Raw genomic sequence first — 21217 nt, forward strand, 5'->3', positions numbered from 1 at the left:
TTTATGATATGATTATATGATGTGATAGCGCTGAAAGGGGAAGAACGATGATCTATTTTGATAATAGTGCGACGACGAAGCCATATCCAGAAGCTCTTCAATCGTACGTGACGGTTGCTGGGAAATATTTTGGTAATCCTTCTTCTATTCATTCGCTTGGAGGAGAGGCAGAGCGTCTATTAACACAATCAAGAACGATTGCAGCGCAGCTTCTTCACGTTAAACCTTCTGAAATTATTTTCACATCAGGTGGAACGGAAGGAAACAACCTTGCGATTAAAGGGATAGCAATGAGGAATCGTTCGCGCGGTAAACATATCATTACAACAAATATTGAACACGCGTCTGTGTTTGAGGCATATAAGCAATTAGAAGAACTCGGATTTGATGTAACATATTTACCGGTTAACGAGCACGGTGTTGTATCGGTAGAGGATGTAAAACGAGCAATTCGTGAAGACACGATTCTTGTATCAATTATTCATGTGAACAACGAAACTGGAGCAATTCAGCCCGTTGCTGAAATTGGAACTTTATTATCGAATCATCCGAAAATAAGATTCCATGTAGATCATGTACAAGGGATAGGAAAAGTACCGCTTGATTTATATGCTTCTCATATTGATCTTTGCTCAATATCTGGACATAAATTCCACAGTGTAAAAGGAACGGGTCTTCTTTATATACGTGATGGCGTAAGATTAGATCCGATTTTATCAGGTGGTCAACAAGAGCTTAAGTATCGCTCTGGTACAGAGAATTTACCTGGCATTGTAGCGATGGTGAAAGCACTTCGCATGACAATGGAACAAGTGAAAGAAAAGGTAGCTCATTTGCAAGGTTTACAAGCGGAGCTTGTCAGCTTCTTTAAAGAGATGGAAGATGTGACGATTAATACATCGCTTGCATATGCAGCACCGCACATTTTAAATGTATCATTTGTTGGTTTAAAACCAGAAGTAGTCGTTCATGCTTTAGAAGAACACGGTGTATATGTGTCAACGAAATCAGCTTGTTCTTCAAAAGCAAATGAAGTAAGCAGAGTGTTAGTGTCGATGGGAGTGCCGCATGCAGCAGCTGCAAGCGCTATTCGTATTAGTTTGGCACCAGATAACACGATGGAAGAAGTAAAACAATTTGAAGGTATTGTAAAAGAGACAATGCCAAAATTATATGAAGTGATGAGGTAAAGAAATATGATGACATATGAATATATTTTAGTGCGTTACGGAGAAATGACGACAAAAGGTAAGAACCGTTCTAAATTTGTAAGCACATTAAAAGATAACGTGAAGTTCAAACTGAAAAAGTTCCCAAACATTAAAATTGATGCAACGCATGACCGTATGTACATCCAGTTAAACGGTGAAGATCATGAGGCAATCTCTGAAAGATTGAAAGACGTATTTGGTATTCATAAGTTTAACTTAGCGATGAAAGTACCATCAGAATTAGAAGACATTAAAAAAGGTGCATTAGCAGCTTTCTTACAAGTAAAAGATGATGTGAAAACATTTAAAATTACAGTGCATCGTTCTGATAAGCGCTTCCCAATGAAGACGATGGAGTTACTTCCAGAAATCGGTGGGCACATTTTAGAAAATACAGAGGATATAACAGTAGATGTTCATAATCCAGATGTGAATGTACGTATAGAAATTCGCAGTGGTTATAGTTATATTATGTGTGGTGAGCACATGGGAGCTGGCGGTTTACCAGTTGGCGTTGGTGGAAAAGTAATGGTACTTCTTTCTGGTGGTATTGATAGCCCGGTAGCAGCGTACTTAACGATGAAACGCGGCGTATCTGTGGAAGCAGTTCACTTCCATAGCCCACCTTTCACAAGTGAGCGTGCAAAACAAAAAGTAATCGATTTAGCACAAGGGTTAACGAAATACTGTAAACGTGTAACGCTGCACCTTGTTCCGTTTACAGAAGTGCAAAAAACGATTAATAAAGAAATCCCATCTAGCTATTCAATGACGGTTATGCGCCGTATGATGATGCGTATTACAGAGCAGATTGCTGAGGAGCGTAACGCACTTGCAATTACGACTGGTGAAAGTCTTGGACAAGTAGCAAGCCAAACATTAGATAGCATGCATACGATTAACGAAGTAACAAACTACCCAGTTATTCGTCCGCTTATTACGATGGATAAATTAGAAATTATTAAAATTGCTGAAGAAATCGGCACGTATGATATTTCAATTCGTCCATACGAAGATTGCTGTACAGTATTCACACCAGCTAGCCCGGCGACGAAGCCGAAGCGTGAAAAAGCAAATCGATTTGAAGCGAAATACGATTTCACACCGTTAATCGAAGAAGCTGTAGCGAACAAAGAAACAATGGTATTACAAACGGTTGAAGTAGTGGCGGAAGAAGAAAAATTTGAAGAACTTTTCTAAAACCATAAATTACCATATCTAAAACGTGTATGAAGTCATGTTGTTTATCACACTCTATACTCACAAGGAGGTGATACAACATGTCACGTAGCACAAATAAATTAGCGGTTCCTGGTGCTGAATCAGCATTAGACCAAATGAAATACGAAATCGCTCAAGAGTTTGGTGTTCAACTTGGAGCTGATGCAACAGCTCGCGCTAACGGTTCTGTTGGTGGTGAAATCACTAAACGTCTAGTTTCACTAGCTGAGCAACAATTAGGCGGTTACCAAAAATAATCCCATATGATGGCTTAGAAAGAGCGGGTTCTCTCGCTCTTTCTTTTTGTTGTTCATATTAGTATAAATTCATTTCGACAAAAGCATAAAAAAATTGTCAAAAGAAGAGGGTTCAAAATTTACTGAAAATTCTTTATTATATAAGGGAGGCATAAAGAAAAAGGAGGATGTTTATGAAGAGAGAGGAATTGTTGGCACCACCATCTTATAATTTAGTTTCAGAAATAGAGAAATATACAGACGATAAAGAGAAGCTTGCTTTAATTTGGCAAGATGATAAAGGGAATAGACGAGAAGTTACATATTTTGAATTAATGCAAGGTGCAAATAAAATTGGAAACGCTTTTATAAAAAGTGGCTTACAAAAAGGGGACAAGCTCCTTATTATGATGCCGCGTTTAATTGAAGCGTACATGACGTATATCGCTGCGATTAAAGCAGGATTTGTCGTAATTCCAAGTTCGGAAATGTTGCGTAAAAAAGATATCGAATATCGAATTGGACATGGCGAAGTAAAAGCGATAGTAAGCTATGAGCCGTACATTGGACAGTTTGATGATATAGAAGCAATGGAATCTCTTCAAAAATTCGTCCTGAGCGAGCAGTCAGTAGACGGATGGATCAATTTAAAAACAGCATTAGAAACAGAAAGTGACATGTTAGAAATGGCGAAAACAGATAAAGAAGATATGGTCTTTTTATCTTACACGTCAGGGACGACAGGAAACCCGAAAGGTGTCGTTCATACTCACGCGTGGGCATACGCTCATTTACGTACAAGCGCCCCGAATTGGCTCGGAATTGAAGAGAATGATGTTGTATGGGCAACGGCTAGTCCAGGGTGGCAAAAGTGGATTTGGAGCCCGTTTTTAGCAACTCTCGGTTCAGGGGCAACAGGATTTGTGTACAACGGCAAGTTTGAACCGAAAACGTATTTAAATTTATTAGACGATAATAAGGTGAATGTGCTTTGTTGTACACCGACTGAGTATAGATTAATGGCAAAGGTAGAAGATTTAAGCCAGTACAATTTAGAGGCGTTACATAGCGCTGTATCCGCAGGTGAGCCGTTAAATAGAGAAGTTATTGGAACGTTCCAAAAGCACTTTGATATTACAGTAAGAGACGGCTATGGGCAAACGGAAAATACACTACTTGTTGGTGTAATGAAAGGGATGGATATTAGACCAGGATCAATGGGGAAACCAACGCCAGGTAACCACGTCGATATCGTAAATGAGGAAGGTATTCCAGTTAAAGTAGGCGAAGTTGGTGATATTGCAGTTCACATTGAAACGCCGGCACTCTTTAAACAATATTATAAAGACGATGAGCGTACAGCGATGCAATTCCGCGGTGATTATTATATTACAGGTGATAAAGCGAAGAAAGATGAAGATGGCTACTTCTGGTTTGAAGGGCGTGGTGATGATATCATTATTAGCTCTGGTTATACAATCGGGCCGTTTGAAGTAGAGGATGCGCTTGTAAAACATCCTTACGTAAGAGAATGTGCGGTTGTCGCAAGTCCTGATGAAATTCGCGGAAGTGTCGTGAAGGCATTTATCGTATTAAGAGAGAATATAGAAAAGAACGAAGAAACATTAATTCCAACACTCCAACAACACGTCAAAGAACTCACTGCACCATATAAATACCCTCGCAAAATTGAATTTGTAGATGAACTACCAAAAACGATTTCTGGAAAAATTCGCCGTATTGAACTTAGAAAACAAGAGATGGAGATTCCGTCAAAATAATTTTGAAAACAGTGAAGTAAATAGTTGAATGAAATGCAAAACAATGATAATATAAAAACGAACACAAGTTCGATTTTATAAACTTAAAAAAGAGGTGTCCGTATGATTTTAGGTATTAATCCGTACTTAGTTTTAGATGGTAGTGGGCAAGAAGCTGTACAGTTTTATAAAGAGGTTTTAGATGCAAAAGTAGAAGTCATGCAAACTTTTGGTGACATGCCTGAAAATCCAGAATACCCGATTCCAGCTGAAGCGAAAGAGCGCGTTTTACACGCTACTTTAAAAGTTGGTAATACGGATCTTATGATTTCTGATACATTCCCAGGTCAAGGGCATGCAATCGGATCTCAAGTAACAATCGCAATTCAAATTAGTAATGCAGAAAAAGCAAAAGAAGTATTCGATAAGTTACAAGAAGGTGGAGAGGTTATCATGCCACTTCAAGAAACATTCTGGAGCCCAGCATACGGACAAGTAAAAGATAAATTTAATATTGAATGGCAAGTTACAACGTCTACTACTGAACAAAAGTAATTTTTAGAAAAGCACCATGTTTTGAAATGGTGCTTTTTTTTATACAATAAAATAAAGGAGATGGGATATATGAGAGAAATTTGGTATGGCGGCACCATTTACACAATGCGAGAAAAGAATGAAAAAGTAGAAGCTATTTATGTTGAAAATGGCATAATCGTTGATGCTGGGAGTAAGGAAGAATTAGAAAGTAGATATTCAAACGTTAAGTTGCAGGACCTAAAAGGAAAAACAATGATTCCGGGTCTCGTTGATAGCCATATGCATCTTATTGGGCATGGGGAGAGATTACTCCGTCTAGATTTATCAAATTGTACATCTTATGGTGAAGTGCTTACTCTTGTTCAGAAGCGAGTGGAAGAAGCACCAAAGGGATCTTGGGTTATTGGAGAAGGGTGGAATGAAAATAACTTTACAGATACGAAAGATGTTCATGCGCGTGATTTAGATGAAATTTCGAAAGAACATCCCATTTTATTAAAGCGAGTTTGTCGTCACGTTACATGGGTGAATTCATACATATTGCAAGAAGCGAACATAACAGAAGCGACGCAAAATCCAAAAGGCGGGAAAATTGGCAGGGATTCATCAAATAAGTTAACAGGACTTTTATATGAACAAGGGCAAGAATTAATTAAACACGTTCAGCCAGAAATTGATGAAGCTTATTTACAAAGAGCTCTGCAAACAGCGATTAAAGATTGTTGGCAATATGGACTTGTTGGCGGGCATACGGAAGATTTAAATTACTATGGTGGCTTTAGAAAAACGCATAATGCGTTTTCTCACGTTATAAAAGAAATGCCATTTAAAGCACATTTGCTCGTTCATCATGAAGTAGCACAAGAACGAAAAGAATATGAAAATGAACATTATATTGAATTTGGGGCAATGAAAATTTTTTCTGACGGTTCTTTTGGCGGAAGAACAGCATTATTAAGTGAACCGTATGAAGATGCGAAGGAAACGAATGGGGTTGCAATTTTCTCACGTGAAGAACTTGCAGAATTAGTGAAGAAAGCACGAGACTTACATATGCCAGTTGCGATTCATACTATCGGTGACTTATCGCTTGAATATGTCATTAATGCACTCGAATTATATCCACCAGCAAAAGGGTTACGTGACCGTATTATTCATTGTCAGCTTGCTCGTGAAGAGTTGATTGAAAGAATGAAAAACTTGTCGGCTATTATCGATATACAGCCGGTCTTTCTTTCCTCAGATTTCCCGTCAGTCATTGAAAAACTAGGCGAGCGTCGTCTTCGTTATGCATACGCTTGGAAGACGTTACTGGAAGCAGGATTACGCTGCAACGGTGGGTCTGACGCACCAATTGAACAAGTGAATCCATTTTTAGGCATATATAGCGCTGTTACACGTAGAAGTTTTATTGACGATGTATGCTATATGCCTGAGGAAAGATTAACGGTATATGAGGCTGTTTCTCTATTTACAACAGGAAGTGCCTATGCAATCGGAAAAGAAGCGAAGCGAGGGCAAATTATAAAAGGATATGAAGCAGACTTTACGATATTAGACCGTAATATTTTTGAAATTGAGGCAGAAGAAATGAAAGAAGTACAAGCAGAAATGACCGTAATAGATGGCCAAGTTGTCTATAGAAAAGGTATGTAAAAATATATGAGCGATTATTGAAATATATCGACTTACCGACAAAAATAGCAACTAATAGTTAGAGAAATAAACAACCGCAGAATTATGGAATTCCATAATTCTGCGGTTATTTTAATTCTATAAAAACGTTCTTTGTACTTTTTCCCAGAAAGAGTTGTTTTTTAATTTAACTGTTTTAATTTGTTTATCGCTTAAGCGTACAACAGCTTTTTCCACTTGTTTAATGCTAAGCGCTTCGTTATCCATGCCGATAACAGGATAATCGTTACCGTCTGGTCTTAGTTTTAAAGTTAATGTACGTTCGTGATTTAAAATGAACGGTGAACCGAGCGTACGGTAAGTGTTGTTGTTTAAAGATGCTAGTTCGCTTACTTGGAAACATGGAATAAGTGGGTCAACAACTGCACCATGCAATGATTTATTGTAAGCTGTACTTCCTGTTGGGGTAGAAACTACTAAACCGTCCCCTCTAAATGTTTCGAAGTATAAATCATCAACGTGAACATCTACAACGAATGTTTTAATAATGCTAGAACGTAATGAGAACTCATTTAAACAATAGAAAGATGTACCATGATCTACATCTACCTGAATTGTTGGATATTTGCGCACTTCAATTTCATTTTTTGTAATTTCTTGAAGGGCTGTATCAATGTGATCAATGTGAAAATCGCAGTAGAACGAAGTTTCATCTTTCGTAGAAATCCCTGCGTATAAGCAATCTTCTCTAAAACCAGTTTTACGAACGGCTTGTAAGAAGGTTGCATCATCTCCAACACTGACGATAGCGTTTGCATTTTTTGGATGATCTAATATGGTAAATCCATTCTCTTCTAAAATACGATAGATTGGTTTCATTTTTTCAACGAGCGTTGCTTTGTCATCACCATAAAAGAAAAATAAATTGCGACGATCTGCCATTATGTATCCCTCCACTGCAGTTAAATTTTCTGTTTTTCGTGCTGCATATCATTAGAGTCCGTTCCCTGATGATATGTTCAAATAATATATTTCGATATAAATTGTCAAAATACCTTTTTATTTTTAGAAAAATTTTTATATTCAATCTTATAAAACTCTGTTTAACGATGAATAAACTTGTCGATAATGGGTATGGAGTGAAAGGATGATACGTATGAAGTGGCTCGTAATTGGAATAATAATTCTTCTCCTTTTTATTTTGCTTATACTATTGTCGAAAATATCGCTTAAGGTGACATTTTTATATTCAGAAATGGAAAAGCAATGTTTATTTCAAGTGAAAATATGGATGATTCGATATACATTTGATGTGTTGGAAAGAATTGAAAAACAGCAGAAAAAGACAGGACAGAAAATCGAAAAAGCTGAAGAGGACGGCGGACTAGATAATAAAATTATGGCGCAACTTGACAGTATTGGGGAACTGATAAAAAGGCTTCAAAAAGTTCATACTATCGTTAAAGATTTTCTCAAACGAGTGAAAATCAATGGTTGGAAATGGCATACGCAAATTGGAGCAGGCGACGCAGCTAGTACTGGAATTGTCACTGGATATGCATGGGGGACAAAAGGTATGGCTGCTGGAGTTGTCGGACAATATATGCATATTGTCGATGTACCAGAATTTGAAATTACTCCTGTTTTTCAAGGGAAGGGATTTGCATCAAGATGCGAGTTAACAGCATCTTTTCGTATATTCCGCACTATAAAAACAGCGATGAAATTGCTCATATTTATGAGGCAGCAAAAATCTGGTATGACAGAAAAATCTGTTCAAGCATAGGGGGGATATAGAATGGACCATCCAATTCAAGGTTTAATGACAACAGCAATGCAGCATTTAAAACAAATGACTGATGTAAATACAATTGTTGGTGACCCAATTAAAGCGGCAGATGGAAGTGTAATTCTTACTGTTTCGAAAGTAAGTTTCGGATTTGCTGCTGGTGGAAGTGAATTTGGTAGAGTAGAACATTCAGGCCGTCATCCATTTGGCGGGGGAAGTGGTGGAGGAGTTTCTATTAATCCTGTTGCCTTTCTTGTTATAAATGGAGATGGTGTGAAAGTATTGCACTTAGATAAACAAACACACGTCATCGATAAAATAATTGAATTAGCGCCACAAGCTGTTGATAAAGTGAAAGAAATGATGGATAAACGAAAAGAAGATGATCCTGAATTTCAAATTTAACGAATAAAGAAGCTAATCAATAGGTTAGCTTCTTTTATTTTTTTGTAAATAAAGCGATTTTATTTGCATTATCGATAGGGACAAACTATCATTTACATTGTACATATTTTGTTTAAATAAGGGAGGATTTTCAAGTGGCAAACGTAACTTTTAAAGGTAATCCAATGACTTTAGTTGGAACAGAAGTTAAAGTTGGCGATCAAGCGCCAAACTTCCAAGTATTAGCAAACGACTTATCTCCAGTAAGTTTAGAAACATACAAAGGCGAAGTAAAATTAATTAGTGTTGTACCTTCAATCGACACAGGTGTGTGTGATGCACAAACACGTCGTTTTAACCAAGATGCAGCAGGTATTGAAAACGCAAAAGTATTAACAATTAGCGCTGATTTACCATTCGCTCAAAAACGCTGGTGTGCAGCAAACGGTTTAGAAAATGTTGTAACACTTTCTGACCACCGTGACCTTTCATTCGGTGAAGCTTACGGCTTAGTAATGAAAGAACTTCGTTTACTTGCTCGTGCAGTATTCGTAGTAGATAGCAATGACAAAGTAGTTTACGTAGAATACGTAGGCGAAGGTACAAGCCATCCAAACTATGAAGCAGCATTAGAAGCAGCTAAATCTGCAAAGTAATGTGAAGGAAATGACCTCTTATAAAGAGGTCGTTTTTTCTCATATATCGCTACGTAACGGTGCCGATATATGAGAAAAAACGTTATATCATATATAACTTGAGAGGGAGCTCTTTACAGGAGGTCGCTTTTTCTTTTTGGAAAAAATCACTTTGTGGTATGATATAAGTTATGTGTAAAAGAGAGAAGGAGGAATGTACGTGAGTCAGACAGTGGAAACATTATTTTCTATTTTTGATTCTTCTGCGGTAGTTTTACGTAAAGAATTAGATGTGACATATTTAGAGGCGCTTGTAGAAACAGGTGATAACTTGTTTGAGGGAGCGATTTTACAAGAGGAATTATCCGAATCAGCAATTGAAAGGCTGAATCGTGAATATAGTACGTTTAATGAAGAAACATATAAAGGTGAAGAAATTCGTAAAGCATTTCAGTTAGCCATCTTAAAAGGAATGAAAGAAGGCGTACAAGCGAATCATGAAATGACGCCTGATGCAGTTGGGATGTTCATGAGTTACTTATTCCATAAATTTATGCAAGGTCAAAACGAAATTACAGTTTTAGATCCTGCAATTGGAACAGGAAATTTAATGACTACAGTGTTTAATAGCGCCAAAGAAGGACTAACAATGAGTGGATTTGGTGTAGAAGTGGATGAAGTGCTAATTAAACTTGCTTTAGTAAATGCAAATTTACAGAAGCATGCAATCGAATTCTTCCATCAAGATGGACTAGCACCACTTTATATCGATCCAGTTGATGCAGTCGTTTCAGACTTACCGATTGGTTACTATCCAAACGAAATCGGTGCCAGTGAATATAAATTAAAAGCAGATGAAGGAATGTCGTATGCTCATCACTTATTTATTGAACAAAGTGTGAAACATACGAAAGAGGGCGGGTACTTATTCTTCTTAGTACCAAACTTCATTTTTGAAAGTGATCAGGCACCAAAATTACATGCATTTATTAAAGAAACATGCTTTATTCAAGGGTTATTACAGCTTCCTGTTTCCATGTTTAAAAACGAGAAAAATGCAAAAAGTATATTTGTTCTCCAAAAGAAAGGCTCTAATGTAACAATGCCAAAACAGGCGTTATTAGTGGAGTTGCCTAAATTCTCTAACATGAAGGCGATGGAGAACATTATGGATCAATTAAATACTTGGTTTGCAACACATAAATAAAGCTGGGTATATGTAACAGAGTTAGTGATTCATGTAGTACAGTTTTATATAATATGTCATATTTTTAAATATATACTAGATTTAACTGAATTTTTTTGAAATCTGTAATATATATTTTTTCTTGGTGTTACAATTTTTTCACTTGAAATATATGTCGGACGATGTTTAAATTAAAATCGTGAGTATAAAATTTGCTAATGATGAAACGTTTTCATATTTAGTAAATTTGATTAGATAAAATCGAGCGGTTTGTGGAAACATCCACACAACTACCAAGAGAAAAAGGGGCGAAAGACTAGATGTCAAAAATCATCGCGATTAACGCAGGAAGCTCTTCCTTAAAATTCCAATTATTTGAAATGCCAAGTGAAACAGTATTAACAAAAGGTTTAGTAGAACGTATCGGTTTAGAAGATAGTATCTTCACTATTACTGTAGATGGCGAAAAACAAAAAGAAATTACAAACATCCCAGATCACGCAGTAGCAGTTAATATGCTTCTTAAAAAATTAACTGAAAACGGAATCGTTAAATCTCTAGATGAGATTGGCGGTATCGGTCACCGTGTTGTTCACGGCGGCGAAAAATTTGCTGACTCTGTTTTAATTACTGATGAAGTATTAGCTGATATCGAAGAATTAAGCGATTTAGCACCACTTCATAACCCAGCAAACGTTGTTGGTATTAAAGCATTCCGAGAAGTATTACCAAACGTACCAGCAGTAGCAGTATTCGATACAGCATTCCACCAAACAATGCCGGAATCTGCATTCCTATACAGCTTACCATATGAGTACTATGAAAAATTCGGCATCCGTAAATACGGTTTCCACGGAACTTCTCATAAATATGTAACTGAGCGTGCGGCTGAATTATTAGGTCGTCCAATTGAAAGCTTAAGCTTACTTTCTTGTCACTTAGGTAACGGTGCAAGTATCGCAGCAGTAGAAGGCGGTAAATCTATCGATACTTCTATGGGCTTCACTCCACTTGCTGGTGTAACAATGGGTACACGTTCTGGTAACCTTGACCCTGCGTTAATTCCATACATCATGGAAAAAACAGGCCAAACAGTAGAAGAAGTAGTTAACGTATTAAACAAGAAGAGTGGTATGTTAGGTCTTACTGGTTACTCTAGTGACCTACGTGACATCATTGCGAAAGAAGAAGAAGGCGACCACCGTGCGAAAGTAGCACTTGATGTATTCGTAAGCCGTATCCACAAATACATCGGTTCTTACACAGCTCGTATGAAAGGTGTAGACGCAATCATCTTTACAGCTGGTGTAGGTGAAAACAGTGCGATTATTCGTGAGCGCGTATTAGAAGGCCTTGAGTACATGGGCGTATACTTCGATGTAAAACGTAATAACGTATTCGGTGAAGAAGCATTCATCAGCTTCCCACACTCTCCAGTAAAAATTATCGTAATTCCAACTGACGAAGAAGTTATGATTGCTCGTGACGTACTACGTCTTGGAGATATTGGTTAATATATAAAAAGAAAGACGAGATCCTATAGGATTTCGTCTTTTTTCTTTTGGATGTATTTTAAAATTCCATCCGGATATAATATTTTTTCTTTCTGAATGAATGCCTTAATAGGAATCCATTTCGCATACGTTACTGCTTGCTCATCTTGTATATTTAATATTTCCATTTCATATAGTGAGGTGTCTAATAAACGCAAAGAATATAGTTGAATGATTTCATGACCAATGCCCCCATCTAGATGAGAGACATTTTCTAAGCAACCTAAATAATTGGTGATTTCTATCTCCGTATGAAGCTCTTCTTTAAACTCCCGAATAACAGTATGTGCTGATTTTTCACCAAGTTCAATGGAACCGCCAAGAGGACGATAATATGTTTCGCCTTCTGTATAATATTCTTGTACGAGAAGGCGATCTTGATGTACAGCAAGACCGAAAGCTTTTGCACGTGGATACATAATAGAATCACTCCTTATTTGTTTTGTATAAGGAAGATTATAATGTATGGTGTGATAAAAGTATTCTGTATTTAAGTGTGCGGTCTAACTGTAATTCCATCAAATAAGTCTTTCCAAAATGCTTCATTGTATTGGTATACATCCATAATCGGGCATTTCATAACGCAAGTATGTTGTAATCCCCAATCTTCTTGAGTGATAGTTGGTATATCGGCAGGAATTAGTAACAGGACAGAGAATGTATGTGTAATTATTTGAGATGAAATTTGTTCTAGGGAACATGCTTCTTCGTATGTTCCTCCAGTTCGAATAAATAATATGGATTCTGCCGTTTCAATTGTAGTTAGAAAACGATTAGTTCGATGTTCGTAGTTTAACTTAATTTCTGTATAAGAAGGCCAAGTAGTTGGTGTGTTTACATCTGTTTTAAAGTCATGACAGGAGTCAATTTCATAAAGGTTGCCCCTTCATCTTAATTTTGCATCATCATCCCAAAATGAGATGAAGGATAAATTTTCTTAATTTAAAAAGCGGTCAAATCGATTTTGGAATAATAAATTTACTTTCGCTAATGAAGGACTTAGCATAAAATCAATAACGCCAAAAAATGGTGATAATTCTAATTGATATAATGCCCAAGTAGGCCAGCAGTTTTTTCCTAAGCTGAATTCTGCGTTATAATTTTGTTTTAGATTGGATAGATTCATGTGAAGCATCTCATCCTTTTTGCTATTATTTTATGTCCCTCATAAAGGGTATATAAAAAGAGATATATAAGCATATTTGTAAAGAATAAGCAGAAATATGTTACAATAGAAAAAAATCGAACGAGGTGGTTGTTACGATGCGATCGAAGCGAGAACAAGCCATTTTAGACAATATAAAAGAATGGGAAGCGCAATTAGTTGAGCAAGAAGCGACCGATTTTCAAAAAGTGTTTGATAAATGGTTACATACTACAGTTGCGAAATTACCTGAGAAAAAGCGAAAAGAATTCTTCACGAAAGCAGATGGATGGCTCTTTCATTTGCATGCATTTATTCAAAGTTCACAAGCACAGTTAGATGCACGTAATCGGATTTTAGGAACATCGAGATTATTTGATGAATCGATTGAACAGCTTGAAGATTTGAAAGCATTATCTATTGATCAGTTAACATACATAGCAGAGCAGCAAACAGCACGTCATCGTCTATATTCGTTTGTGCAAGGCGGGGCGACAGGTGCTGGAGGTTTATTATTATTAACGGCAGATTTTCCGGTTATGATCGCGTTAAATGTGAAGGCAGTCCAACTTATTGCAACATCATTTGGGCATGATGTGAACAAGCCTTATGAAATGATGCTTGCGTTAAAGGTGTTTCATGCGTCATTACTACCAGGAAGACTTCAGCAATACGCATGGTACAATTTATTGCAAGAGCTGGAGCAAGAAGATTCGTTCTTTTATGAAGGAGACGAAGCAGTGTTGCAAACAGCTTCTACTGAAGTTGTGTTAAAACAAATTTTGAAGACATTTTCGATTTATGCTCTTCGTCGTAAATTATTCCAAGGTATTCCGGTAATTGGAATGGCAATTGGATCTACAGTGAACTATCGTTTAACAAGAAACGTTACTGAATTTGCAAATAGATTTTATCAAGTGCGCCATATAGTCGAGAAAGAAAAAAGAGCATAAAAAAAGCGAGAGGCCGAAGCCTTTCGCTTTTTTAATTTGTTGCATGTTTTTTGGACATTGGAACAGATACTGGCTGCTTTTCTGCTGTTTTTTCTGTTTTTGGATAATAAATTAAATCCAATGTTTTTGCCTGTACGGCAATCGAAAGAATAGTAAAAGCAATTTCTGTCCAATTTAAATAATATAATGAAAGCGCAAGAACAATCGCGTCAAAGACGAAGAAAATTTGCCCAATTGTAAAACGAGTTCGTTTACTTAATACAATTGTTAAAATATCGTCTCCACCGGTTGCACCGCCAAATCGCAATATAAAACCGAGTCCAATACCAGCTAACGCACCGCCAACTATTGCAGCTATAAATAAATTATTTGATAAATCTACCGTAAATGGAGAATAATTTTCCATTAAGGAATAAAATAATCCGAATGAAATAGAACCTAAGAATGAATAGCCAACCATTTTTCTACCCAAAAATGAAGCACACAGTAAAATAATTGGGATATCCATTAATACAGTTGAAATAGATGGTGAAATATCATAAAAGTTTTGAATGAATAGTGCAATTCCTACAAAGCCACCTTCTGTTAAGTGGTTTTGGAAGTGAATGTGATATAGCGCTGCTGCTAAAATAAATGAACCGATTAAAACCATAAAAATTTCTTTAATAATTTGCCGACTTTGGATGTTCCTCATCGTTATTCCTTCTTTCCGTAGTTAGTAGTCCTTTTTGTGTTGTAAACTAACTACGAGCTCACATGTAGCTTTCAGTTAGTTTACGAAAAAACTAACTACGCTATATGTCGCTGAAGAAATAACGAATAATCCTCTCGTCCATCAATTCTCCCTACCTTCGTTTTAGTTTAAGTCTTAAAACGACTAAACAAAACGTGGAGTAGGATTCGTCATTTAGCAATCCTGCTCTTCTTTGTTTTGTTTAGTTAGTAACAATTAAGTCCTAAACAAAACGCTATGTGTAAGAAGAGTCTTTTTTTTGCCAAATTATCCTTCGGGCAATCATAATTTCCCCACTCTCGTATTTTTTTCGCTAGACTAAAGTATCTGAGCTGAAAAATACGCTACGTGTATGATTCGTCAATACGATGCCACATGCTCCTTCGAGCGATCATGATATCAAAATCCCTTCCTTCAAGATTTATACTATTATATCATACTTTTAAAAAATGTATGCGGATGGAAACCGACAATAAACGGAGGGAATCTACAAAAAATGTTATGTTTAAATATTTTTGTAGCAAAGCCTAAGTTATTTCAGAGGATTGGACAGTTTGTAACGGTTTGTCCAATAAGCAAGAAAAAAAGGGTTTTATTCCGTTGTGTTCTTTTCATCACTTTTATCTTTAAAAAACGCATCCCAACTAATTACACTTAAAAAAGTTAAAGCGATAATAACGAAAGCACGCATAAGCTTTAGACCTCCTTTTGTACATAGTATATGAATCATTCGATTCGAAATGTGTCATTTTTTTACAACTCTTAACTATTATGAGAGTATATTAATATAGATAGATGAAGGGGAGAGTGAAGATATGCTAAAAGACATGTTCAAAAGAAAAGAATTAATATGCGTTTCATGTCAGAAAAAAATTCAATATGAAGAAGAACTTGTTGCTTTTGTAAAGTTGCCGAAAGAAAGAAGTATATTAGTTGGTCCATTTGATGTGTGTTTGGCGAAAACAGCACAAGAGATATATTGTAAATCATGTTACGACAAAAAAGCATGACCCAAAGTAATTGAGGGGCATGCTTTTTTCATTGGTGTGCTTTCCCCTCAGATACATTTTGAGTGAGTCGATACCAAAGCCAAAGGTCATTAATGATGGAAGCAAGATCGGCAATTTCTGAATTTAGTTTACAAGAAACTTCGAAGTCTTCTTCGTTATTTAAATGATGTTGTTTTGTATTAATATAGTGCTCAAGTTCTTTTATACGATCAGGAATTTTCCCGCGAATTTGTTCCCATTTTAGTAAAATAGCATGCTGCATTTTTTCGGGGATATCTTCCCAATCTTCTTGTAAATGCGGAATTTCAATTCCTAGATGATTATCGTATAAGAAATACTTTTCCATAAGTTCACCCCCGTTTTCCTGCTTATATTGTACAGAAAAACAGAAAAAAGTTCGACGAAATTGTTTGAAAAAATTTGAAAATGACTCTTGATACATTTTGTAAAAGGTGTTAAAGTTTGAATTATTATAAAAGAAAATGAATATTTATTCTTTAGGGGGATGCAAAATGGAGAAGAAAAAAGTTGTATTAGCATATTCCGGAGGTCTTGATACTTCCGTTGCAATTAAATGGTTACAAGAGAAGAATTATGATGTTATCGCACTTTGTTTAGATTTAGGGGAAGGAAAAGACTTAGGGTTTGTGAAAGAAAAGGCACTTTCAGTTGGTGCAATTAAATCATATATGGTGGATGTCCAAGAAGAATTTGCGAATGAATATGCATTGATGGCGATGCAAGCACACACATTATACGAAGGGAAATACCCTCTTGTCTCTGCATTATCTCGTCCGCTTATTGCGAAGAAATTAGTAGAAATCGCAGAACAAGAAGGTGCAACTGCAGTTGCACATGGATGTACAGGAAAGGGAAATGACCAAGTTCGTTTTGAAGTTTCTATCCAAGCATTAAATCCTTACTTAGAAGTGATTGCGCCTGTACGTGAATGGAAGTGGTCACGTGAAGAAGAAATTGCATATGCAAAAGAAAACGATGTACCAATTCCGATTCATTTAGATAGCCCGTTTTCAATCGATCAAAACTTATGGGGACGCAGCAACGAATGTGGAATTTTAGAAGATCCATGGGCAGCACCACCAGAAGAGGCATATGAGATGACATTAGCATTAGAAGATACACCGAATAAACCAGAGTTTGTAGAAATCGGATTTGAAGCAGGTGTACCGACGACTTTGAATGGTACTGCATATTCACTTGCAGAATTAATTAAAACGTTAAATGCACTTGCTGGAAAACATGGCGTTGGACGTATCGATCACGTAGAAAATCGTCTTGTCGGTATTAAATCTCGTGAAGTATACGAATGCCCAGCAGCAATGACGTTAATCACTGCACATAAAGAGTTGGAAGATTTAACACACGTAAAAGAAGTAGCACATTTTAAACCAGTGATTGAACAGAAAATAACAGAACTTATTTATAACGGTTTATGGTTCTCTCCTTTAAAACAAGCGCTTCATGCATTTTTACAAGAAACGCAAAAGAATGTAACAGGTACAGTGCGTGTAAAATTATTTAAAGGTCATGCGATTGTAGAAGGACGTAAATCTGAATACTCTTTATACAATGAAAAATTAGCAACATATACTGCTCAAGATGAATTTAATCATGATGCAGCAGTTGGATTTATTTCATTATTTGGTTTACCGACGAAAGTATACAGCCAAGTGAATCAAAAGAAGGTGGAAGCGTGAGCAAACTTTGGGGCGGACGTTTTACGGAAGAAGCGGAAGCGTGGGTTGAAGAGTTTGGAGCATCCATCTCCTTCGATCAACAATTAGTAAATCAAGATATAAAAGGGAGTATTGCACACGTAACGATGCTAGCAAAGCAAGGCATCGTTACGAAAGAAGAGGCAGAGAAAATAAAGATAGGTCTTCAATATTTATTAGAAGAAGCGAAACAAAATAAATTACATTTTTCGATTGAAGCTGAAGATATTCATTTAAATATTGAAAAGATGTTAATTGAAAAAATCGGTGAAGTAGGAGGGAAACTTCATACAGGCCGAAGTCGTAACGATCAAGTGGCGACAGATATGCATTTGTATTTAAAAGAAAAGGTAGAACATATTATAAAAGCTACAAAACAATTGCAAACTGTTCTTGTTCACCAAGCAGAAAATAATATTGAAACCATTATGCCGGGCTATACGCATTTGCAGCGTGCTCAGCCGATTTCATTTGCTCATCATATTCTCGCTTATTTTTGGATGTTAGAGCGTGATGTGAATCGTTATGAAGATTCGTTAAAGCGTATTAACATTTCGCCGTTAGGGGCAGGAGCGCTAGCTGGGACGACATTCCCGATCGACCGAGAATATAGTGCGGAACTTCTTGGGTTTAATGGAATCTATGAAAATAGTTTAGATGCAGTAAGTGATCGTGATTTCATACTGGAGTTTTTAAGTAATTCATCTATGCTCATGATGCACTTATCACGTTTTTGTGAGGAACTTATTTTATGGAGTAGCCAAGAGTTTCAATTTATTGAAATGAGCGATCAATATGCGACAGGTAGCAGCATTATGCCGCAAAAGAAAAATCCGGATATGGCGGAACTAATCCGTGGTAAAACAGGCAGAGTATACGGTAATTTATTCAGTTTACTTACAGTAATGAAAGGATTACCACTCGCTTACAATAAAGACTTACAAGAAGATAAAGAAGGAATGTTTGATACAGTCAAAACAGTAGAAGGATGCCTTCATATTATGGCGGGCATGCTTGAAACGATGACTGTAAACAAAGAAAAAATGGGGCAAGCTGTGACGCAAGATTTCTCCAACGCAACAGAAATTGCCGACTACTTAGCAAACAAAGGACTACCATTCCGTCAAGCTCATGAAATTGTTGGGAAGTTAGTGCTACATTGCACACAAAAAGGAATTTATTTATTAGATGTCCCGCTTGAAACATATCAAGAAATGAGCTCTTTATTTGAAGAAGATTTGTATGAAGTTCTTTCACCATATGCGGCTGTAAAGCGTCGTAATAGTGCTGGTGGGACAGGGTTTGAACAAATCAAAAACGCTTTGGAGAAGGCGAAGGGGTTAACGAAAGAATTTATTAAGAATTGAGTTGGGAAGTACGCCAGTCTAGTAAAGTCTGGCGTACTTTATTTTTTACTAGCATTTAAGTTACAATGTAGTAAAAAATAACAATTTAGGGGAAGTCTATGAAAAAAATAGTGTTTATCATTGTACTGGTAATTAGTTTAATTGCAAATGCTAAAGTGTTTCTTTTGGACAAATATATGTATGTTGGTGAAAAAGAAAAGCGAGAAGAAGCGATTATCGCAACGATGTGGCATTTGCAAGATAAAGGATATAAAGAAAGTGATATTTTATATATAAAACCGGCCTTTTATAGCAAAATGGATTCATATGGTATGAATGTACAGTTTAAAGATGAACCAAATGAATCATATACATATAGAGTTTTAAAAGATACGAAAACAAATAAACTAACTGTACACCAAGATAGCAATGAGCCTGGTGGTATGGGCGGGAAACATCAAGAGCTTAAATAAAGAAAGAAAACGACTGATGGCATTCGCCTGCAGTCGTTTTTCTTTTAATCATACTTATGTCGATCTTCCGTAATTCGAATATACTCAATATCCATCAAATCACGAAGCAATGCACCATTACTTAGTTCAACGCCATGTTTCTCTTTAAAATGAGTGCGAATCTTATCTAGCATTTCAATTTCTTTTCCGTTCACGTCTAAAATAATGCGTTCAGAATCATCCATATAGCATCCTCCTTTTTTACACATATATATTTTGTCCGTCTATTTCTAAAAAATGTATGTTAACGTAATGTTAGGAAATAAGAAAGGGATGAAAAATGAGACGTATTTATCCCGCATTAACGGGCAGTAAGACCCCCACCTCAAAATTTAGCGAGAGCAAAGAAGTTAGGTGGGGATCAACTGCCCGTAAAAGCCCGATTGGTTCAACTAATAATCAGTGGGGGATGAACAAAACCCCCCACTGATTAAAGTTTCACTTTATTTTATAGGGCTAATTTTGTACACGTTAATTGTATTGTATGTTGCATTCCCAAACGTATTTTCATTTGGAAATGTAGAAACAGTACACGTTGCGATATTTATTTTTTCTCTATTTCTAGTAGATTGCTGTATTTCAATATGGCTTTCGAAAAGAAAACATGTACAAGATAAAAAAGAAATGGAACGGAAAAAGAGAAAACGTTCATTTTGGATGATGACGTACTGTTTGTCTTTAGTGCTTACTGCTGCTTTTTTTAGTGAGCATATTCCATTAGAAAGATTAAATATTGGATTTGGAGCGTTCGTATTCGCATACTATTTTTTTATGCACTTTCTTCCTTATATGAAAGAAAAGCGAGGAGAAGAGGAAAATCCGCTTGTAGAAGAAGCGAGAGAACAAGAGCATAAGAGAATAGAAGGGGATATAAAGAAACTTGGAGAACAAAAATGGTATTTAAAATCAAAAATCATATATGTTCTTTGCTTCATTACGCCGCCAATTGGCTATTTGTACGTCTTCTTACTTCGTAAAAAAATGACAGAAGATGCAAAGTAAGCATACTTAACGGTTGCGACGATTATGATGGCATTATGGTCTTTGAAGTTTCTTCCTCCCTATGTATTAGCAATTACTGTTGTTATTGTGGCTTGTCTTGTATTTATAGTGAAATATGTGAAATGAAAAACACCAAGCCCATGTGGACTTGGTGTTTTATCTATAAATTAAAGATCACCTTGCTCCTCATCACCACGAACAACAAGGACATCGCATTTCGCATAGCGAATAATATGTTCAGAGACGCTACCGATTAGGAAGCGTTCAACAGCATTTAAACCAGTCGCACCACACATAATTAAATCTACTTTATGGTTTGGAGCGATTTCTTTTGAAATTTTAGATTTAGGGTTACCAAATTCTAATACAGTTTCAATTTTTTCAAGACCAGCTTCAAGCGCAGTTTTTTTGTAGTCTTCTAATAAGTCTTCTGCAAATAGATTTGCACGTTCAGCAATTGCACGGCTATAAGCCTCTACTGCTGAGTACGCTTTTACATCAACGATATGAGCGATTGTTAATGTTGCATTGTTGCGCTTTGCGACTTGAATTGCTTTTTTAAAGGCTTTTTCTGCTTCTTTAGAACCATCCACCGCGATTAAAATATTTGTATATGTATTATTCATAGTAAATT

General features: G+C 36.4%; 22 protein-coding genes and 2 pseudogenes. 17 read left to right on the forward strand and 7 right to left on the reverse strand.

Annotation, left to right across the window (positions count from 1 at the left end; genetic code table 11):
• The first annotated feature begins 47 nt into the window (after positions 1-47).
• The 6 genes from MR160_RS04920 to MR160_RS04945 all read left to right on the forward strand — a co-directional run bounded on the left by MR160_RS04920 (position 48) and on the right by MR160_RS04945 (position 6621).
• On the forward strand, positions 48-1190 hold the full coding sequence (locus MR160_RS04920; RefSeq protein WP_000638973.1) for a cysteine desulfurase family protein: 1143 nt from the start codon (positions 48-50) through the stop codon (positions 1188-1190).
• A 6-nt stretch (positions 1191-1196) separates the two neighbouring features.
• Positions 1197-2411, forward strand: coding sequence for a tRNA uracil 4-sulfurtransferase ThiI (gene thiI / locus MR160_RS04925; protein WP_000989272.1), 1215 nt, complete (start codon positions 1197-1199; stop codon positions 2409-2411).
• Between the two features lie 80 nt (positions 2412-2491).
• The gene (locus MR160_RS04930; protein ID WP_000091640.1) at positions 2492-2689 is read left to right on the forward strand and encodes an alpha/beta-type small acid-soluble spore protein; all 198 of its coding nucleotides are present in this window, start codon (positions 2492-2494) and stop codon (positions 2687-2689) included.
• 173 nt (positions 2690-2862) lie between these two features.
• Positions 2863-4449, forward strand: coding sequence for an acyl-CoA synthetase MbcS (mbcS, locus tag MR160_RS04935; protein WP_000817728.1), 1587 nt, complete (start codon positions 2863-2865; stop codon positions 4447-4449).
• A 102-nt stretch (positions 4450-4551) separates the two neighbouring features.
• Positions 4552-4983 (forward strand): VOC family protein, encoded by a 432-nt coding sequence (locus MR160_RS04940; RefSeq protein ID WP_000600368.1) that lies wholly within the window; start codon positions 4552-4554, stop codon positions 4981-4983.
• Between the two features lie 69 nt (positions 4984-5052).
• Entirely contained in the window at positions 5053-6621 is a 1569-nt protein-coding gene (locus MR160_RS04945; protein WP_001207088.1) for an amidohydrolase, read from the forward strand.
• A 117-nt stretch (positions 6622-6738) separates the two neighbouring features.
• Here the strand turns inward: MR160_RS04945 and MR160_RS04950 are convergent, their stop codons facing one another.
• Positions 6739-7542, reverse strand: a complete 804-nt coding sequence (locus MR160_RS04950) for an NAD kinase (protein WP_000785183.1) — start codon at positions 7540-7542, stop codon at positions 6739-6741.
• Between the two features lie 205 nt (positions 7543-7747).
• Between MR160_RS04950 and MR160_RS04955 the strand changes: the two genes are divergently transcribed.
• The 5 genes from MR160_RS04955 to ackA all read left to right on the forward strand — a co-directional run bounded on the left by MR160_RS04955 (position 7748) and on the right by ackA (position 12108).
• A complete protein-coding gene (locus tag MR160_RS04955) occupies positions 7748-8386 on the forward strand; it encodes a DUF2953 domain-containing protein (protein WP_000620652.1) in 639 nt (212 codons plus the stop codon).
• Positions 8387-8398: 12 nt separating this feature from the next.
• The gene (gene ytfJ, locus MR160_RS04960; RefSeq protein WP_000350007.1) at positions 8399-8794 is read left to right on the forward strand and encodes a GerW family sporulation protein; all 396 of its coding nucleotides are present in this window, start codon (positions 8399-8401) and stop codon (positions 8792-8794) included.
• Positions 8795-8928: 134 nt separating this feature from the next.
• Positions 8929-9429, forward strand: coding sequence for a thiol peroxidase (gene tpx, locus MR160_RS04965; protein ID WP_000024527.1), 501 nt, complete (start codon positions 8929-8931; stop codon positions 9427-9429).
• A gap of 199 nt (positions 9430-9628) precedes the next feature.
• Positions 9629-10615 (forward strand): class I SAM-dependent methyltransferase, encoded by a 987-nt coding sequence (locus tag MR160_RS04970; protein WP_000084365.1) that lies wholly within the window; start codon positions 9629-9631, stop codon positions 10613-10615.
• A 299-nt stretch (positions 10616-10914) separates the two neighbouring features.
• Entirely contained in the window at positions 10915-12108 is a 1194-nt protein-coding gene (gene ackA / locus MR160_RS04975) for an acetate kinase (protein WP_000034583.1), read from the forward strand.
• Between the two features lie 23 nt (positions 12109-12131).
• On the opposite strand, the gene MR160_RS04980 is transcribed toward ackA, so the two are convergent.
• Together MR160_RS04980 and MR160_RS04985 are read right to left on the reverse strand one after the other, a co-directional pair.
• Positions 12132-12566, reverse strand: a complete 435-nt coding sequence (locus MR160_RS04980; RefSeq protein WP_000283508.1) for an NUDIX hydrolase — start codon at positions 12564-12566, stop codon at positions 12132-12134.
• A 71-nt stretch (positions 12567-12637) separates the two neighbouring features.
• Positions 12638-13273 (reverse strand): annotated as a pseudogene (locus tag MR160_RS04985) (DUF1796 family putative cysteine peptidase).
• 137 nt (positions 13274-13410) lie between these two features.
• Here MR160_RS04985 and MR160_RS04990 point away from each other — a divergent pair.
• Positions 13411-14244, forward strand: a complete 834-nt coding sequence (locus MR160_RS04990) for an EcsC family protein (RefSeq protein WP_001256853.1) — start codon at positions 13411-13413, stop codon at positions 14242-14244.
• A gap of 31 nt (positions 14245-14275) precedes the next feature.
• On the opposite strand, the gene MR160_RS04995 is transcribed toward MR160_RS04990, so the two are convergent.
• Positions 14276-14938 carry a YitT family protein gene (locus tag MR160_RS04995; protein WP_001244514.1) on the reverse strand — a complete coding sequence of 221 codons (663 nt, stop codon included), beginning with the start codon at positions 14936-14938 and terminating at the stop codon, positions 14276-14278.
• An 854-nt stretch (positions 14939-15792) separates the two neighbouring features.
• Here MR160_RS04995 and MR160_RS05000 point away from each other — a divergent pair.
• Positions 15793-15987 carry a hypothetical protein gene (locus MR160_RS05000; protein ID WP_000910278.1) on the forward strand — a complete coding sequence of 65 codons (195 nt, stop codon included), beginning with the start codon at positions 15793-15795 and terminating at the stop codon, positions 15985-15987.
• Positions 15988-16015: 28 nt separating this feature from the next.
• Here the strand turns inward: MR160_RS05000 and MR160_RS05005 are convergent, their stop codons facing one another.
• Positions 16016-16333 carry a hypothetical protein gene (locus MR160_RS05005; protein ID WP_000417222.1) on the reverse strand — a complete coding sequence of 106 codons (318 nt, stop codon included), beginning with the start codon at positions 16331-16333 and terminating at the stop codon, positions 16016-16018.
• Between the two features lie 166 nt (positions 16334-16499).
• Here MR160_RS05005 and MR160_RS05010 point away from each other — a divergent pair, with 166 nt between their 5' ends.
• The 3 genes from MR160_RS05010 (at position 16500) to MR160_RS05020 (ending at position 19542) form a co-directional block, all read left to right on the forward strand.
• Positions 16500-17705, forward strand: a complete 1206-nt coding sequence (locus tag MR160_RS05010) for an argininosuccinate synthase (RefSeq protein WP_242297096.1) — start codon at positions 16500-16502, stop codon at positions 17703-17705.
• Positions 17702-19090 (forward strand): argininosuccinate lyase, encoded by a 1389-nt coding sequence (gene argH / locus MR160_RS05015; protein ID WP_079246008.1) that lies wholly within the window; start codon positions 17702-17704, stop codon positions 19088-19090. Before MR160_RS05010 ends, argH begins: the two co-directional genes overlap by 4 nt.
• Positions 19091-19188: 98 nt before the next feature.
• On the forward strand, positions 19189-19542 hold the full coding sequence (locus tag MR160_RS05020; protein WP_079246007.1) for a DUF3139 domain-containing protein: 354 nt from the start codon (positions 19189-19191) through the stop codon (positions 19540-19542).
• 44 nt (positions 19543-19586) lie between these two features.
• On the opposite strand, the gene MR160_RS05025 is transcribed toward MR160_RS05020, so the two are convergent.
• Positions 19587-19766 carry a hypothetical protein gene (locus MR160_RS05025; protein WP_000342753.1) on the reverse strand — a complete coding sequence of 60 codons (180 nt, stop codon included), beginning with the start codon at positions 19764-19766 and terminating at the stop codon, positions 19587-19589.
• A gap of 244 nt (positions 19767-20010) precedes the next feature.
• Here MR160_RS05025 and MR160_RS05030 point away from each other — a divergent pair.
• Positions 20011-20709, forward strand: a pseudogene (locus tag MR160_RS05030) (hypothetical protein).
• Positions 20710-20750: 41 nt separating this feature from the next.
• On the opposite strand, the gene MR160_RS05035 reads toward MR160_RS05030, so the two are convergent.
• A complete protein-coding gene (locus MR160_RS05035) occupies positions 20751-21209 on the reverse strand; it encodes a universal stress protein (RefSeq protein WP_001066672.1) in 459 nt (152 codons plus the stop codon).
• Positions 21210-21217: the final 8 nt, after the last annotated feature.

This window comes from Bacillus cereus group sp. BfR-BA-01382, from assembly GCF_022663475.1.
GTDB classification, from domain to species: Bacteria; Bacillota; Bacilli; order Bacillales; family Bacillaceae_G; genus Bacillus_A; species Bacillus_A thuringiensis_S.

What these genes read in the sequence shown, in the direction of transcription:
- MR160_RS04920 (WP_000638973.1), top strand. Translation starts at nt 48, where the DNA reads ATGATCTATTTTGATAATAGTGCGACGACGAAGCCATATCCAGAAGCT.
- thiI (WP_000989272.1), top strand. Translation starts at nt 1,197, where the DNA reads ATGATGACATATGAATATATTTTAGTGCGTTACGGAGAAATGACGACA.
- MR160_RS04930 (WP_000091640.1), top strand. Translation starts at nt 2,492, where the DNA reads ATGTCACGTAGCACAAATAAATTAGCGGTTCCTGGTGCTGAATCAGCA.
- mbcS (WP_000817728.1), top strand. Translation starts at nt 2,863, where the DNA reads ATGAAGAGAGAGGAATTGTTGGCACCACCATCTTATAATTTAGTTTCA.
- MR160_RS04940 (WP_000600368.1), top strand. Translation starts at nt 4,552, where the DNA reads ATGATTTTAGGTATTAATCCGTACTTAGTTTTAGATGGTAGTGGGCAA.
- MR160_RS04945 (WP_001207088.1), top strand. Translation starts at nt 5,053, where the DNA reads ATGAGAGAAATTTGGTATGGCGGCACCATTTACACAATGCGAGAAAAG.
- MR160_RS04950 (WP_000785183.1), bottom strand. Translation starts at nt 7,542, where the DNA reads ATGGCAGATCGTCGCAATTTATTTTTCTTTTATGGTGATGACAAAGCA.
- MR160_RS04955 (WP_000620652.1), top strand. Translation starts at nt 7,748, where the DNA reads ATGATACGTATGAAGTGGCTCGTAATTGGAATAATAATTCTTCTCCTT.
- ytfJ (WP_000350007.1), top strand. Translation starts at nt 8,399, where the DNA reads ATGGACCATCCAATTCAAGGTTTAATGACAACAGCAATGCAGCATTTA.
- ackA (WP_000034583.1), top strand. Translation starts at nt 10,915, where the DNA reads ATGTCAAAAATCATCGCGATTAACGCAGGAAGCTCTTCCTTAAAATTC.
- MR160_RS04980 (WP_000283508.1), bottom strand. Translation starts at nt 12,566, where the DNA reads ATGTATCCACGTGCAAAAGCTTTCGGTCTTGCTGTACATCAAGATCGC.
- MR160_RS04990 (WP_001256853.1), top strand. Translation starts at nt 13,411, where the DNA reads ATGCGATCGAAGCGAGAACAAGCCATTTTAGACAATATAAAAGAATGG.
- MR160_RS04995 (WP_001244514.1), bottom strand. Translation starts at nt 14,938, where the DNA reads ATGAGGAACATCCAAAGTCGGCAAATTATTAAAGAAATTTTTATGGTT.
- MR160_RS05000 (WP_000910278.1), top strand. Translation starts at nt 15,793, where the DNA reads ATGCTAAAAGACATGTTCAAAAGAAAAGAATTAATATGCGTTTCATGT.
- MR160_RS05005 (WP_000417222.1), bottom strand. Translation starts at nt 16,333, where the DNA reads ATGGAAAAGTATTTCTTATACGATAATCATCTAGGAATTGAAATTCCG.
- MR160_RS05010 (WP_242297096.1), top strand. Translation starts at nt 16,500, where the DNA reads ATGGAGAAGAAAAAAGTTGTATTAGCATATTCCGGAGGTCTTGATACT.
- MR160_RS05020 (WP_079246007.1), top strand. Translation starts at nt 19,189, where the DNA reads ATGAAAAAAATAGTGTTTATCATTGTACTGGTAATTAGTTTAATTGCA.
- MR160_RS05025 (WP_000342753.1), bottom strand. Translation starts at nt 19,766, where the DNA reads ATGGATGATTCTGAACGCATTATTTTAGACGTGAACGGAAAAGAAATT.
- MR160_RS05035 (WP_001066672.1), bottom strand. Translation starts at nt 21,209, where the DNA reads ATGAATAATACATATACAAATATTTTAATCGCGGTGGATGGTTCTAAA.